Genomic DNA, 13,521 nt, shown 5'->3' on the forward strand with positions numbered 1-13,521 from the left:
CGCGGGGGCCCCGGCCGGTCGTCCGGACCGCGCTCTCAGGTCTCGGACGCGGTGAACGACGCCGACCGGTGCCACGATCTCAGGAACACCGCCATGGCGTGCAGCCCCTTCAGTCCCTGCGCCGACAGGTCCTCGTAGACACGCATGTCCACGGCGATCCCGGAGTGTGCGGCCCGGGTGGCGAACGACAGCGTGTCGTCCAGCAGCACCTCCGTGCCGGCGGCGTGCAGTTGTACCGGGGGCAGCCCGTGCAGATTGCCGTGCAGGGGGCTGAGCAGCGGATGGTCGCGGGGGGTGGTTCCCGCGTAGGCCGCGACCCGCAGGGGGAGCGTCTCCGCGTCGACCGTGCGGTCGGCGGCCGCATTGCGGAACAGGCTCGGCGCGTCCAGGGTGAAGTCCAGCACCGGGGAGGTCAGTACCGCGCAGGTGGGCAGCGGCGCCCCCGCGTCCCGCAGGCGCAGCAGCAGACCGGCCGCCAGGGCCCCGCCGAGCCGCTTGCCCGCGACCGCTACCGGCCCTCGCTCGTGGCAGTGCTCCCAGGCGGCGTACACGTCCTCCAGCGCCTGCGGGAAACGCGGACGGTAGCGCGCGCACACGACCGCCTGGCCGGTGCGGCGGGTCAGTTCCCGCGCGGTCGGCAGGGCGTCCTGCGGGGTGCCCGCCAGCCGGGAATCACCGTGCACGTACAGCACGGTCTGGCCGGCCGCCCCTCCGGCCGGCCGCACTTCGGGCCCGAACGGCCCCTCCTGCACGCGGTCTTCGCCGCAGACCTCACCGCGGACCTCACTTGCCACGGGACATCACCTTCTCCGCCGCTTCCCAGTGTTCCTCGGACGCCCACAGCCGACCGAAGGCCATGGCGGCCTCCCGCGGCGCGCGGGCGCAGGTGGTCAGGTTCTTGATCTCGCGGGCCTGGCGGGTGGCCAGGGAGAGCGCCAGTTCGCGCCAGCCCCGGTCGAACTCCGCGCGCGGCAGCACCAGGTCGACCAGTCCCATCCGCTCCGCCTCGACGGCCTCAAGCAGGCGGCCGGTCCCCGCCAGCAGCAGCGCCCGCCCGGGTCCCACCAGCCGGGCCAGGCGCTCCGCCCCGCCCCAGGCCGGTACGATCGCCAGCCTGACCTGGTTGAGACCGATGCGGATGTCGTCCGCCGCCACCCGGATGTCGGCCGCGACCGCGACCTCGGCGCCGCCGCCCAGCGCGTGTCCGTTGAGCGCGGCCAGCACCGGGCCCGGGAAGGCGGCGAGCCGGTCGCACAGCGCCCTCATCCGCGACGCCATCGCGGCGGCCTGCGTCTCCGTGCGGAGCTTGGCCAGTTCCTTGAGGTCACCGCCGGACACGAACGCCCGGTCCCCCGCCCCGGTCACCACCAGCGCCGCGGCCCCCTCGGCCGCGTCCAGGGCCTTCTCCAGCTCGTCCATGGTGGCGAGGTCGAGGGCGTTGCGGGCCTGCGGGCGGTCGATCGTGACGACGGCCAGGCCGTCCTGAAGCTCCAGCTCAACCATGTGCGGCCTTCCGGTCGTCGGGCGGAACGGTTCTGCCTTCGGGGGGGGAGACGGGTCGGCCGTCGGGTGGGGACGGTTCTGCCGTCGGGTGGGGACGGGCCGGCCGTCGGGTGGGCGGGGTTCAGCCGTCGTACACCACGGTCACCTCGCCGGAGGTCGGCTCGGCCTGGCAGGTGAGCACCCAGCCCTCGGCCACCTCTTCGGCGTCCAGGGCGTTGTTCACCCGCATCTTGGCCTCGCCCGCGGTGAGCTGCCCCATGCAGGTGGCGCAGTCCCCGGACTCGCAGGAGAAGGGCGGGCTGAACCCCGCCCGGCGGGCGGTCTGCAGCAGCGTCTCGCCCGGCCGCTGCGGGACGGTGCGGTGCTGCCCGCGCAGCCCGACCGTGACGGTCCCCGGGGCGGCGGACTCGGCCGCCGGCGCCCGGACCGGGACGACGGGCTCCGCCGTCGCCGGCGTGAAACGCTCCACGACGATCCGCTCCGGCGGCACCCCCGCTCCGGTCAGCGTCCGTTCCACCAGGTCCATGAACGGGGCCGGTCCGCACACGTAGAAGTCCGGTTCCCGCCCCACCTCGCCCGCCACCGCAAGGATCTCGTCCGCGCTGACCAGCCCGTCCCGGTCGTCGAGGTGGTGGCGCACCTCGAACCGTCCGGGGTGGCGGACGGCGAGCGCGTCGAGGGCGGCGGAGAAGAGGGCGGCCTCCCGGCTCTGATGGGCGCTCAGCAGCCGCACCTGGCGGGTGGTGGTGGCGAGGGCGCTCTTGACCAGGGAGAAGACGGGCGTGACGCCACTGCCTCCGGCGAAGGCCACGAGCGGGCGCCCGTCGGCCCCCTCGCGCAGGCAGAAGGTCCCGCACGGCCGGGTCGCGTACAGCGTGTCGCCCGGCCGCAGCTCCTGGTGCAGCCACTCCGAGACGAGTCCTCCGGGCACGCGCTTGACGGTCACGCACACCTCGGCGTCGGTGTCCGGACAACTCGACATCGAGTAGCTGCGCAGTGCCCCGCGGGCCTGGAAGGTCAGGAACTGCCCGGCGCGGTAGGGGAAAGCGGCGTCGAGGGTGAAGGTGCGGACGTCCGGCGCCTCGTCCTTGATCCGGGTGATCCGCACCGGATGGAAGCCGTGGTCGCGTGCCATGGATGAAACTTACCTTCTCGTCATGGGAGAGTGCAATTCTCGCGAACCTCCTTCGTGAAGGTGCGGGGTTCTCTCGCCGTGGCGACATTGCTCCCGGCACCCGGTGAGAATATGATTCTCTCAATCAGCGAAGGAGAATCTCATGCCGTCTCGTGAGCTCGCGTGTCCCCCGCCCGGCGCGGACCAGGCCAAGGTGAGGGGCGGCACCCCGTCCCGGCCGACCGACGCATGACGGCCGCCGGTCGCTGGCGCAGCATTCCGCACCTGGTCCAGGACGCGGCCGGCCGGTTCGGCGACGCCGAGGCCGTGGTCGACGGCCGGCTGCGCCTGACCTTCACCGAACTGGCCGACCGGGTCCGGCGCACCGCGGGAGCGTTCGCCGCTCAGGGCGTCGGCCCGGGGGACCGGGTCGCACTGTGGGCGCCCAACTCGGCCGAGTGGATCGTCGCCGCCTTCGGGCTGCTGACGGCCGGCGGGGTGCTGGTCCCGGTGAACACCCGGTTCCTTCAGGCGGAGGCGCACGACATCGTCGTACGCAGCGGTGCCAAGGCGCTGCTGGTCCAGAACGGCTTTCTGGACCGGGAGTTCACCGGCCCGCCCGGTCTGCCCGTCATCGACCTGCGCGAGGACGGGTTCCTCGCCTCCGGGCCGCCGCTGTGGCGCGAGGCCGGCCCGGACGACCTGGCCGACATCGTCTTCACCTCCGGGACCACGGGCCGCCCCAAGGGAGTGATGACCACCCACGGGCAGACCCTGCGGCTGTACGCGCAGTGGTGCGACCTCGCGGGGTTGCGGCAGGGCGACCGGTACCTGATGGTCAACCCCTTCTTCCACATCTTCGGGTACAAGGCGGGCCTGGTCGCCTCCCTGATCCGGGGCGCCACCGCGCTGCCGCTCGCGGTCTTCGACGTGGACCGCGTGCTGGAGCTGGTGGAGAGGGAGCGGGTGACGGTCCTGCCGGGCCCGCCCACGCTCTACCACTCCCTGCTGGCGGCGGACCGCGCACGGGACCTGTCCTCGCTGCGGGTCGCGGTGACCGGTGCCGCCGACATCCCCGTGGAGCTGGTGCGCCGGATCACCACGGAACTGCCGTTCACCCACCTGATGACCGGGTACGGCCTCACCGAGGCCGGCACCGTCACCGCCTCCCGTCCCGGTGACCCGTACGAGGCGGTCGCCACGACCGTCGGCCGCCCCTGCGAAGGCTTCGAGGTGCGCCTCGCCGACGACCGGGAGGTCCTGGTGCGCGGCTACGCCGTGATGCGCGGCTACCTCGACGACCCGGAGGCCACCGCCGAGGCCGTCGACGCCGACGGCTGGCTGCGTACCGGCGACCTCGGCGAGCTGGACGACGAGGGCCGGCTGCGGATCGTCGGCCGGAAGAAGGACATGTTCGTCGTCGGCGGCTTCAACGCCTATCCGGCCGAGATCGAGGGCTTCCTGCTGAACCACCCGGCCGTCGCCCAGGTCGCCGTCGTCGGGGTGCCCGACGCGCGGATGGGACAGGTCGGCAAGGCGTTCGTGGTCCGGCGCGGCGAGGTGACCGAGTCCGATCTGATCGCCTGGGCCGGAGAACACATGGCCGGCTTCAAGGTGCCCCGCCACGTCGAGTTCCGCACCGGCCTGCCGCTCACCGCGACCGGCAAGGTGCTCAAGGACCGGCTGCGCTGACCGCCACACCACCACAAGGACGACGCCCCGACATGACCGATGACGCCCGCACCGCCTCCGGCCTTCCGCTGAAGTCCGTATACGGCCCCGCCGACCGCCCCGCGGACCCCCCGCCGCCCGGCGCCTTCCCCTTCACCCGCGGCAACTATCCCACCGGCTACCGGGGCCGGACCTGGACCCTGCGCCAGTACTCCGGCTTCGGTACCGCCGAGGAGTCCAACCGCCGCTACCGCTACCTTCTGGACCAGGGCGGCACCGGCCTGTCGGTCGCCCTGGACCTGCCCACGCAGTGCGGGTACGACTCCGACGACCCGGAGTACACCGACGAGGTCGGCCGGGTCGGGGTCGCCCTCGACACCCTCGCCGACGCCGAGATCCTCTTCGACACCATCCCGTTGGACCGCATCAGCACCAGCTTCACCATCAACGGCACGGCCGCGATCCTGCTCGCCCTCCACGTCGCCGCCGCCGAGAAGCGCGGCATCCCGCGCGCGAAGCTGACCGGCACCATCCAGAACGACATCCTCAAGGAGTACGCCTCCCGCGGTACCTGGATCTGGCCGCCCGAGCCGTCGCTCCGGCTCATCGCCGACACGATCGAGTTCTGCGCCGCCGAGGTGCCCCGCTTCAACGCGATCTCGGTCGCCGGAGCCCACTTCCGGGACGCGGGCGCCAACGCCGTGCAGGAGATGGCGTTCACCCTCGCCGACGGTGTGACGTACTGCGAGACCGTCCTGGCCCGCGGCCGCATGACCATCGACCAGTTCGCGCCGCAGATCTCCTTCTTCTTCTACACCCACGGCGACTTCTTCGAGGAGATCGCCAAGTACCGGGCCGGACGCAGACGGTGGGCGACGATCGTGCGGGAACGGTTCGGCGCCGGGACCGACAAGGCGTGCATGTTCCGGTTCGGATGTGTGGCAGGCGGGGCGTCGCTGTACGCACCGCAGGCCCGCAACAACACCGTCCGGGTCGCCTACGAGGCGCTCGCCTCCGTCCTCGGCGGGGTGCAGTCGATGTTCACCGCCGCCTGGGACGAGCCGTTCGCCCTGCCCAGCGAGGAGTCGGCCACCCTCGCCCTGCGGACCCAGCAGATCCTCGCCCACGAGACCGGCGTGACGTCGGTCGCCGACCCGCTGGGCGGCTCGTACTTCGTGGAGGCGCTGACCGACGCCACCGAGGAGGGCATCGAGCGGATCATGGCCGACCTGGACGCGCACGGCGGCATGGTCCGCTGCATCGAGGACGGCTACCTCCAGGGACTCATCGCCGACGAGGCGTGGCGGCTGCACCGGGAGGTCGACTCCGGCGAGCGCCCGGTCGTCGGCGTCAACCGCTTCACCGCCGAGGAACCCCCGCCCGGCCTGGCCACCTACGAACTGGACGCCGGGGGCCGGGAACGGCAGCTCGAACGGCTCGCCCGGGTCAAGGCCGAACGCCGGGCCGCCGACGTCCGCGCCCGCCTCACCGATCTGAGACGCGCCGCCGAAGGAGACAGCAACCTGATGGACCCCTTGATCGCCTGCGCCCACGCCCACTGCACGGTCGGCGAGATGTCCGGCGCCCTGCGCGAGGTGTGGGGCGAGTTCCGGCAGCCGGTGGTGTTCTGATGGCGCCGGTGCGGGTGCTCGTCGCCAAACCCGGACTCGACGGCCACGACCGCGGGGCGAAACTGGTCGCGCGGGCGCTGCGGGACGCCGGGTTCGAGGTGGTGTTCACCGGCATCCGGCGCCGCGTCGACGACATCGCCGCCACCGCCGTACAGGAGGACGTGGCCCTGGTCGGGCTCTCCATCCTGTCCGGCGCCCACCTCGCGCTGACCCGCCGCACGGTGGAGGCGCTGAGCGCGGCGGGCGCGGACGACATCCCCGTCGTGGTCGGCGGCACCATCCCCGCCGGGGACGTGGACCGGCTGTACGAGGCCGGGGCCGCCGCCGTGTTCCCCACCGGGACGGCGCTGAACACCCTCGTGGCCGACATCCGTGCCCTGACCGGCGCACCCGAGAGCCCGTCGAACGCGAAGGAGTGACATGCGAGTCGGAGTGATGAGCGGTCCCGAGCGGGGCGACGCCGCGCACAAGGCGGACCGCATGGCCGACGACGCCCGCTGGGCGGAGGAGGCCGGGTTCGACACGGTGTGGGTGCCGCAGGTGCCCACCGACTTCGACGCGCTGACGGCCGTCACCCTGATGGGACAGGCCACCTCGCGCATCGAGCTGGGCACGGCGGTCGTCCCGGTGCACGCCCAGCATCCCGTGGCCCTCGCCCGCCAGGCACTGTCCGCGCACGCGGCGGCCGGCGGACGCCTCGCCCTGGGCGTCGGCGCCTCCCACCACTGGATCGTGCGCGACATGCTCGGCCTCCCCTACACCAAGCCCGCCGCGCACACCCGCGCCTACCTGGAGGTACTGAACGCCGCGGTCGGCGGGGCCGCGTCGGTGGACGTCGAGAACGACGTCTTCCGCGTCCACAACCCGCTCACCCTCGGCCCGGTCTCCCCGCTGCCGGTCCTGCTGGCCGCGCTGGGTCCGGTGATGCTGCGGATCGCGGGGGCGCTGACCGACGGGACCGTGCTCTGGCTGGCGGACGAGCGGACGGTGGCCGGCCACGTCGTACCGACCCTCACCAAGGCGGCACAGGAGGCCGGCCGCCCGGCTCCCCGCGTCGTCGCCGGCCTCCCGGTCTGCCTGTGCGCGCCGCACGAGGTGGACGCCGCCCGCGAGCGGGCCAACCGCGTCCTCGGCGAGGCCGAGGTGTCGCCCCACTACCAGCGCCTGATGGAGCACGGCGACGCCCGTGACGTCGGCGACCTGTGCGCGGCCGGCGACGAGCGGGCCATCCGGTCCCGTTTCCGGCGGTTCGCGGACGCGGGCGTGACCGACCTGTCCGTGCGGCTGCTGCCCCTGGGCGGCGGACGCGCGGAGCTGGTCGCCTCCAAGCTCCGCACCCGCGACGCGGTGGCGGCGATCGCCGCGGACTTCCGGTGAGCGAGCCGGGCCCCCTGGCGGGGCTGCGGGTCCTGGAGGTCGGGCACATCCTGGCCGGCCCCTACGCCACGATGCTCCTGGCCGACCTGGGCGCACAGGTGACCAAACTCGAACCGCCGGGCGGTGATCTCTCCCGCCAAGTCTCCGATGCCTACTTCGCCAGCGTCAACCGGGGCAAGCGCTCCGTCCGCCTGGACCTGGCCACCCCGGAGGGCCAGGGACGGCTGCACGCACTCGTGCGGGGCGCCGACGCGCTCCTGGTCAACCTCAAGCCGTCGGCCATCGACCGCTACGGCCTCACGTACCAGGCGCTCAGGCCCTGGAACGAACGGCTGGTCTGTGTGGCGCTGACCGGCTGGGGCACGGACGCGGACGACCGACCCGCCTTCGACTACGTCGTCCAGGCCGCCACCGGCGTCGCCGCGCTCACCGGCGCGCCCGACGGTCCTCCCCAGCTCCCCGGTTACTCCTCCGCCGACAACTCGGCCGGGTTCGCGGCGGCGCTCGGCCTGCTGGCGAAGGTCGTCTCCGGGCGCGGCGGCCAGGTCGACGTCTCCCTGCGGGACGTCATGCTCTCCCAGCTCAACTACCACGCCGCCGCCTGGCTCAACGACGGCACGGTCCCGCGCCGCTCCGGCGGCGCCCACGCCTATTACGCGCCCGCCCAGCTCTTCCCGACCGCCGAGGGCCACCTGGCCCTGTTCATCACGCACGACGCCTTCTGGCGCGCCTTCGCCGCCGAGGCCGGCCTCGGCGGCTACCGGACGATGGCCGAGCGCGCGGCCCGCCGCGAGGAGGTCGTCGACGTGGTGACGAAGGCCCTCGCCGCGGACACGGCGGAGGGCTGGGAGGCTCGGCTGCGCCCGCTCGGGGTGCCCGCGGCGGCCGTGTGCGCCCTGCCCAAGGCCCTCGCCGAGGCGCCCGAGATGGTGGTGCGGGCGGGGGACTTCCGGCTGGTCGGCAGTCCGTTCCGGGTCGCCGGGCACGAGCCGCGGTACGGTCCGCCACCGCGGCTCGGAGAACACGGGGACCAGGCGTGAACGGCCCGGCGAGATCGGAGTCCGTGCGGGGCCCTGGGCGCCGGGGACCGCCGCGGTCCTCCTCGTGCCGGTGGAGGCGTCGCGCCGATGAGTACGCGGACCACGGCGTCCCGCGACCGGGCCCCGGGCCTACTTCGGCGGGAAGCGCAGCGCGCCGTCCAGGCGCACCACCTCCCCGTTGAGGTAGTCGTTCTCGCACAGGTGCTGCACCAGCGCCGCGTACTCCTCGGGCCGCCCCATCCGCCGCGGGTGCGGCACCCGCGGTGCCCAGTACGCCTCCAGCTCGGCGGCGGCCTTCCCGTACGCCGGGGTGAGGACCGTGCCGGGGGCGACGGTGACCACGCGGATGCCGAGCGGGGACAGGTCCCGGGCCGCGACCAGGGTCATCGCCGACACGCCGCCCTTCGCCGCCGCGTACGGCAGTTGACCGATCTGTCCCTCGTACGCCGCGATGGACGAGGTGGTGACGACGACCCCGCGTCCGCCGTCCTCGTCGACGGGGGCCGTGCGGCCGATGGCCGCGGCGGCGAGCCGCAGCACGTTGAAGACGGCGGTCAGATAGACCTCGACGGTGGTGCGGAAGCCCTCCAGCGGCAGGGCGGAGCCGTCCTTGCCGACCAGCCGCCCACCGCTCGCGGGACCCCCGTGGCAGTCCACCGCGATCCGTAGCGGGCCCGCCCGTTCGGCCTCCCCGACCGCGGCCCGCACCGAGTCCTCGTCGGTGGCGTCGGTGCGGACGTAACGCACCCCCAGTTCCGCCTCCAACGCCTTGCCCCGGTCGTCGGCCAGGTCGGCGACCACGACCCGGGCGCCCGCTCCGCACAGCCGCCGGACCGTGGCTTCGCCCAGTCCGCCGGCGCCGCCCACCACCAGGGCCGCGCAACCATCGATGCGCATGACATTCCCCTCTCTTGCAAGTAAGGATATGAGTGTAGGAGAATGCCATTCTCATGAACATAGCCGTGATTCTGGAAATGGCCGCCTCGGCGGACGACCGGCCGGCCGTCACCGAGGGCGGCCGCACGCTCCGGGCCGCCGAACTCCACCGCCTCGCGCGGCACGCGGCCGCCCGCTTCCGCGGCCGTACCGCCGTCCTCTACCTGGGAGCCAACCACCTGGCGTACCCGGTCGCCCTGTTCGGCGCCGCCCTGGCCGGCATCCCGTTCGTACCGCTCAACTACCGTCTCTCCGAGGAGCAGTCGGACGCACTTGTCGAGCGGCATCCCGGCGCCGAGGTACTCCACACGGCCGACCTCGACGCGCTGCTCGTCGCCTCCGGAGAGGCCGAGTGGCTGCCCGCGCCCCAGGACCAGGACGCCGTCGCGGTCGTTCTCTACACCAGCGGCACCACCGCGGCCCCCAAGGCCGCCCTGCTCCGTCACCGGCACCTGCTCGCCTACGTCTTCAACACCCAGGACTTCGGGTCGGCGGAGCCGGCCGACGCCGGCCTGGTGGCGCTCCCGCCGTACCACGTCGCCGGTCTGATGAACCTGCTCACCCACCTGTACGCCGGCCGCCGCGTGGTCTACCAGAGCGTCTTCCAGCCCGCCGACTGGCTGGCCACGGTACGGCGGGAGGGCGTCACCCACGCCATGGTCGTGCCCACGATGCTGGCCCGGCTGACCGACGAACCGGCTCAGGCGCGGGTACACGTCCCCACGCTGCGCAACCTCGCCTACGGGGGCGCGCGCTGCCCCCGGCCGGTGGTGGAGCGCGCCCTGCGCCTGTTCCCGCGGGCCGGCTTCGTCAACGCCTACGGGCTGACGGAGACCGCGTCCTCCGTCTGCGTGCTGGGACCCGACGACCACCGGCGCGCGATGGCCTCCGAGGACCCGGCGGTACGCGACCGGCTGGGATCGGTGGGGCGCCCGCTGCCGGGCGTCGAGGTGGAGATCCGGGACGGGGACGGCAAGCCGCTCGGCCCCGGCGGGACGGGTCTGGTCTTCGTGCGGGGCGCCCAGATCTCGGGCGAGTACGAGGACACGGACGGCTCCGGCGGCCAGGACGGCTGGTTCGCCACCCGCGACCGGGGCCGTCTCGACGCGGACGGCTACCTCTTCCTCGACGGCCGCGCCGACGACACCATCATCCGGGGCGGCGAGAACATCGCGCCCGCGGAGATCGAGGACGTCCTGCTCCAGCACCCGGGCGTGCGGGAGGCCGCCGTGCTGGGCCTGCCGGATCCGGAGTGGGGCCAACGGCTGGTCGCGGTGCTCGTCGGCGCGGGCGACCCGGAGGAGATCCGCTCCTTCGCCAAGCGCCGCCTGCGCTCCGCGAAGACCCCGGACACCGTCGTCTTCCGTTCCGAACTGCCCCGTACCGCCACGGGCAAGCTGCTGCGCCGCACCCTGGTGGCCGAACTCGCCCGACCGGAGGAGACCCCCGATGCCTGAAGCCGTGCTCGTCGCCGCCCTGCGGACCCCCATCGGCACCGCCTTCAAGGGGACCCTGCGCGACACCACCGCCCACGAACTGGCCGACCGGATCGTCAGGGCGACCGCGGCGGGCCTCGACCCCGACCTCGTGGACGACGTGGTGCTCGCCGAGTCCCACTACGGCGGCGGAGTCGTCGCCCGCCACGCCGCGCTGACCGCCGGACTGCCGCAGGTGCCGGGCCTCGCCCTGAACCGGCACTGCGCGGCCGGCCTGGCGGCGGTGCAGACCGCCGCCGCGGGCATCCGGGCCGGCATGGACCGGCTGGTGCTCGCCGGCGGGGTCAACTCCGCCTCCACCGCGCCCGAACTGTCCTTCCGCGGCGTGGAGGGCCGGTGGGTGCCGCCCTCCCACCCCGACCGCGCCGACGCGCCCAACCTCGACATGTCGATCACGGTGGGATGGAACGCCGCGGTGCGCGCCGGGATCAGCCGCGAGGAGATGGACGCCTGGGCGCTGCGCTCGCACCGCAACGCCGTCCGGGCGCTGGACGAGGGACGCTTCAAGGACGAGACCGTGCCCGTGGACACACCGCACGGCTCCTTCGAGGCCGACGAGCACCCGCGCCGCGACACCAGCGCGGAACGCCTCGCCGCGCTCAAGCCGCTCCACCCGGAGATCGAGGGCTTCTCCATCACCGCCGGCAACGCCTGCGGCGCGAACGACGCGGCGGCCGCCGTGGCGGTGGCCGACGAGCGGCTGGGGTGGCCGGCGCTGGCCACCGTGCGTTCCTGGGCCTCGGTCGCCGTGGACCCCGCCGAGACCGGACTGACCCCGGTCCTCGCGATTCCGAAAGCCCTGCGGCGGGCCGGCCTCACGGTGTCCGACGTCGACCTCTTCGAGATCAACGAGGCGTTCGCGGCGGTCGCCGTCGCCGCGGTCCGCCGCCTGGATCTCGACCCGGACGCCGTGAACGTCAACGGCAGCGGCTGTTCCCTCGGCCACCCGGTCGCGGCGACCGGCGCCCGCATGGTCGTCACCCTGGTCCACGAACTGCGTCGCCGGGGCGGGGGAGTGGGCGTCGCGGCCATGTGCGCGGGCGGCGGGATGGGATCGGCGGTGGTGCTGGAAGTACCCGCGCCGTGATCCGGCGCGCGGGGGTGTCCGGGCTTCGGCCGCGGGCACCCCCGCGCGGGGTCAGGCGAACCGCAACAGCGCCTCCTGGGCGAAGGAGGCGACCAGTTGTCCCGTCCCGGTCAGCACGTCCCCGCGGCCGAAGCACCTCCCGTGCGCGGCCAGCGGACTGTGCTGGCGCAGCAGCAGCCACTGCCCGTTGTCGAACGGCCGGTGGAACCACACGGTGTGTGACGTGACGGCGGAGGCGAAGACCTTGCCCGCGTCCGCCTGTGTCACCCCCGCCAGCGGCCGCAGCGCGGTGCCAATGGGCGTCAGATCCGTGGCGTAGGCCAGCAGCGCGGGCGCGAGGGCCCGGGGTGCCCCGGGGACCCGGGTCCACAGTTCGTGGACCGGCGACTCGGCCTTCTCCGTGTCGAGGTCGCTTGCCGCGCGCGACTCCCACGGCAGCAGGCCGAGGTCGGCCCGGCGCTCCGGACCGGGGAGTGCCGCGGGCGGATCGACCGTCTGACGGTCCGGCCCGTCCTCCCAGGCGTGCAGGCTCGCGTGCGCCACGGCGATCACGCCGTGCCCCTGGCGCGCGGTGAGCCGTACGCTCGCGAACGTGCGTCCCTGCCGCGCCACCTCCGCCTCGTAGCGCACCGGTTCCCCGGTACGGCCCTCGCGCAGGAACTGGGTGTGCAGGGACTTGAGTTCCTTGCCGGTCAGGGACCGGGAGGCCGCCCGGGCGAACTGCGCCAGCAGTTGCCCGCCGAACAGCCGCCGGTGGTCGAGCCGTTGGGAGCGGCCTTCGAAGGCGAGGCCGTCCACGGCGGTCAGGTCGAGGCAGCCGAGCAGGTCGTTCCAGAGGTCATCGGTGGCATCGGTGGGCACGGGGTGCTCCCTCACAGGTCGACGAGACGTGGCGTGCGGCCCTCGCGCAGCAGCAGCGTGCCCGCCTCGCGCGTCAGGTCGCGGGCGGAGCCCAGCAGCCCGTCCAGGACCAGGGCGCGTCGGAGGTGCCGGTGCAGATCGTGTTCGGTGGTGAAACCGATCCCGCCGAGCGCCTGCTGGCAGTGGCGCGCGGCGGTGAGGGCGGCACGGCCGGCGGCGGCCTTGGCCAGCAGGGCGCTCGTGTCGTCCTCCCGGGCGGCCGACAGGGCCGCCCGCGCGCCCTCCAGGGCGACGTGCGTCTCGGCCAGACGGTGCCGCAGCGCCTGGAAGGAGGCGAGCGGGCGGCCGAACTGGTGCCGGTCCAGGACGTGCCGGCGGGCCAGCGCGAGCATCGCCCGTCCGGTCCCCAGCAGCCACCAGCCCAGAGCCCGGCGGCCGTCGGCCAGCGGCACCGGGCCGCCCGCGGCCACCCGGCGCAACGGCAGTGAGGGGTCCAGCGCGGGACCCTCGGGGACGCCGTCCCGCGCCCACTCCACCCACGTCCCGCCGGTGTACGGCAGGGCGAGGGTCCGGCCCGGCGGGCTTCCCGCCGCCCGCAGCACCACGTCGTTGAGGACGCAGGCGTGCGCGCCCGTCTCCCCGAGCAGGCGGAACACCAGCGGGACGGCCGTGCCGGGTTCCTCGGCCAGCATCTGGGGCCAGCCGAGTGCGGTGAGGGTGGCGTCGAGGGCGGGGCCCGAAGCGCCCGCCATGCTCTTGCGCAGAACCTCTTCCAGCAGGTCGCGCTCATCGGCGTCCACGCGCG

13 protein-coding genes are annotated in these 13,521 nt (G+C 74.1%); 7 read left to right on the forward strand and 6 right to left on the reverse strand.

From position 1 onward, the window contains the following. Window positions 1-35: 35 nt before the first annotated feature. The 3 genes from ABEB00_RS34265 to ABEB00_RS34275 all read right to left on the reverse strand — a co-directional run bounded on the left by ABEB00_RS34265 (window position 36) and on the right by ABEB00_RS34275 (window position 2,638). A complete protein-coding gene (locus ABEB00_RS34265) occupies window positions 36-794 on the reverse strand; it encodes an alpha/beta hydrolase fold domain-containing protein (RefSeq protein WP_345624621.1) in 759 nt (252 codons plus the stop codon). Next, window positions 784-1,503 (reverse strand): enoyl-CoA hydratase/isomerase family protein, encoded by a 720-nt coding sequence (locus ABEB00_RS34270; RefSeq protein ID WP_345624622.1) that lies wholly within the window; start codon window positions 1,501-1,503, stop codon window positions 784-786. The genes ABEB00_RS34265 and ABEB00_RS34270 overlap by 11 nt, the downstream gene beginning before the upstream one ends. Before the next feature lie 121 nt (window positions 1,504-1,624). Then, complete coding sequence (locus ABEB00_RS34275; RefSeq protein WP_345624623.1) at window positions 1,625-2,638, reverse strand: 2Fe-2S iron-sulfur cluster-binding protein; 1,014 nt, start codon at window positions 2,636-2,638, stop codon at window positions 1,625-1,627. Window positions 2,639-2,866: 228 nt separating this feature from the next. On the opposite strand from ABEB00_RS34275, the gene ABEB00_RS34280 reads away from it, so the two are divergent. The 5 genes from ABEB00_RS34280 to ABEB00_RS34300 are packed head-to-tail and all read left to right on the forward strand — an operon-like array spanning window position 2,867 to window position 8,336. Continuing rightward, window positions 2,867-4,309 (forward strand): FadD3 family acyl-CoA ligase, encoded by a 1,443-nt coding sequence (locus tag ABEB00_RS34280; RefSeq protein ID WP_345624624.1) that lies wholly within the window; start codon window positions 2,867-2,869, stop codon window positions 4,307-4,309. A gap of 32 nt (window positions 4,310-4,341) precedes the next feature. Then, complete coding sequence (locus tag ABEB00_RS34285) at window positions 4,342-5,919, forward strand: methylmalonyl-CoA mutase family protein (protein ID WP_345624625.1); 1,578 nt, start codon at window positions 4,342-4,344, stop codon at window positions 5,917-5,919. After that, on the forward strand, window positions 5,919-6,338 hold the full coding sequence (locus ABEB00_RS34290) for a cobalamin B12-binding domain-containing protein (RefSeq protein WP_345624626.1): 420 nt from the start codon (window positions 5,919-5,921) through the stop codon (window positions 6,336-6,338). Before ABEB00_RS34285 ends, ABEB00_RS34290 begins: the two co-directional genes overlap by 1 nt. 1 nt (window position 6,339) lies before the next feature. Continuing rightward, window positions 6,340-7,296 carry a TIGR03564 family F420-dependent LLM class oxidoreductase gene (locus ABEB00_RS34295; protein ID WP_345624627.1) on the forward strand — a complete coding sequence of 319 codons (957 nt, stop codon included), beginning with the start codon at window positions 6,340-6,342 and terminating at the stop codon, window positions 7,294-7,296. Then, entirely contained in the window at window positions 7,293-8,336 is a 1,044-nt protein-coding gene (locus ABEB00_RS34300) for a CaiB/BaiF CoA transferase family protein (RefSeq protein WP_345624628.1), read from the forward strand. Before ABEB00_RS34295 ends, ABEB00_RS34300 begins: the two co-directional genes overlap by 4 nt. Before the next feature lie 129 nt (window positions 8,337-8,465). On the opposite strand, the gene ABEB00_RS34305 is transcribed toward ABEB00_RS34300, so the two are convergent. Further along, window positions 8,466-9,233: an SDR family oxidoreductase gene (locus ABEB00_RS34305; protein ID WP_345624629.1), complete on the reverse strand. Its 768-nt coding sequence runs from the start codon at window positions 9,231-9,233 to the stop codon at window positions 8,466-8,468. 53 nt (window positions 9,234-9,286) lie between these two features. Between ABEB00_RS34305 and ABEB00_RS34310 the strand changes: the two genes are divergently transcribed. After that, window positions 9,287-10,729 carry a class I adenylate-forming enzyme family protein gene (locus ABEB00_RS34310; protein ID WP_345624630.1) on the forward strand — a complete coding sequence of 481 codons (1,443 nt, stop codon included), beginning with the start codon at window positions 9,287-9,289 and terminating at the stop codon, window positions 10,727-10,729. Beyond that, window positions 10,722-11,855 carry a thiolase family protein gene (locus ABEB00_RS34315; protein WP_345624631.1) on the forward strand — a complete coding sequence of 378 codons (1,134 nt, stop codon included), beginning with the start codon at window positions 10,722-10,724 and terminating at the stop codon, window positions 11,853-11,855. Before ABEB00_RS34310 ends, ABEB00_RS34315 begins: the two co-directional genes overlap by 8 nt. A gap of 51 nt (window positions 11,856-11,906) precedes the next feature. Here ABEB00_RS34315 and ABEB00_RS34320 read toward each other — a convergent pair whose 3' ends face one another. After that, window positions 11,907-12,716 (reverse strand): acyl-CoA thioesterase, encoded by an 810-nt coding sequence (locus tag ABEB00_RS34320; RefSeq protein WP_345624632.1) that lies wholly within the window; start codon window positions 12,714-12,716, stop codon window positions 11,907-11,909. 11 nt (window positions 12,717-12,727) lie between these two features. Then, window positions 12,728-13,516 carry an acyl-CoA dehydrogenase family protein gene (locus ABEB00_RS34325; RefSeq protein ID WP_345624633.1) on the reverse strand — a complete coding sequence of 263 codons (789 nt, stop codon included), beginning with the start codon at window positions 13,514-13,516 and terminating at the stop codon, window positions 12,728-12,730. Between the last annotated feature and the right edge of the window lie 5 nt (window positions 13,517-13,521).

The sequence above is a fragment of the Streptomyces ziwulingensis genome (genome assembly GCF_039542605.1).
GTDB lineage: Bacteria > Actinomycetota > Actinomycetes > Streptomycetales > Streptomycetaceae > Streptomyces > Streptomyces ziwulingensis.

Excerpts from the sequence above, each read along its gene's own strand:
- ABEB00_RS34270 (WP_345624622.1), bottom strand. The coding sequence starts at position 1,503 with ATGGTTGAGCTGGAGCTTCAGGACGGCCTGGCCGTCGTCACGATCGAC.
- ABEB00_RS34275 (WP_345624623.1), bottom strand. The coding sequence starts at position 2,638 with ATGGCACGCGACCACGGCTTCCATCCGGTGCGGATCACCCGGATCAAG.
- ABEB00_RS34280 (WP_345624624.1), top strand. The coding sequence starts at position 2,867 with ATGACGGCCGCCGGTCGCTGGCGCAGCATTCCGCACCTGGTCCAGGAC.
- ABEB00_RS34285 (WP_345624625.1), top strand. The coding sequence starts at position 4,342 with ATGACCGATGACGCCCGCACCGCCTCCGGCCTTCCGCTGAAGTCCGTA.
- ABEB00_RS34290 (WP_345624626.1), top strand. The coding sequence starts at position 5,919 with ATGGCGCCGGTGCGGGTGCTCGTCGCCAAACCCGGACTCGACGGCCAC.
- ABEB00_RS34295 (WP_345624627.1), top strand. The coding sequence starts at position 6,340 with ATGCGAGTCGGAGTGATGAGCGGTCCCGAGCGGGGCGACGCCGCGCAC.
- ABEB00_RS34305 (WP_345624629.1), bottom strand. The coding sequence starts at position 9,233 with ATGCGCATCGATGGTTGCGCGGCCCTGGTGGTGGGCGGCGCCGGCGGA.
- ABEB00_RS34310 (WP_345624630.1), top strand. The coding sequence starts at position 9,287 with ATGAACATAGCCGTGATTCTGGAAATGGCCGCCTCGGCGGACGACCGG.
- ABEB00_RS34315 (WP_345624631.1), top strand. The coding sequence starts at position 10,722 with ATGCCTGAAGCCGTGCTCGTCGCCGCCCTGCGGACCCCCATCGGCACC.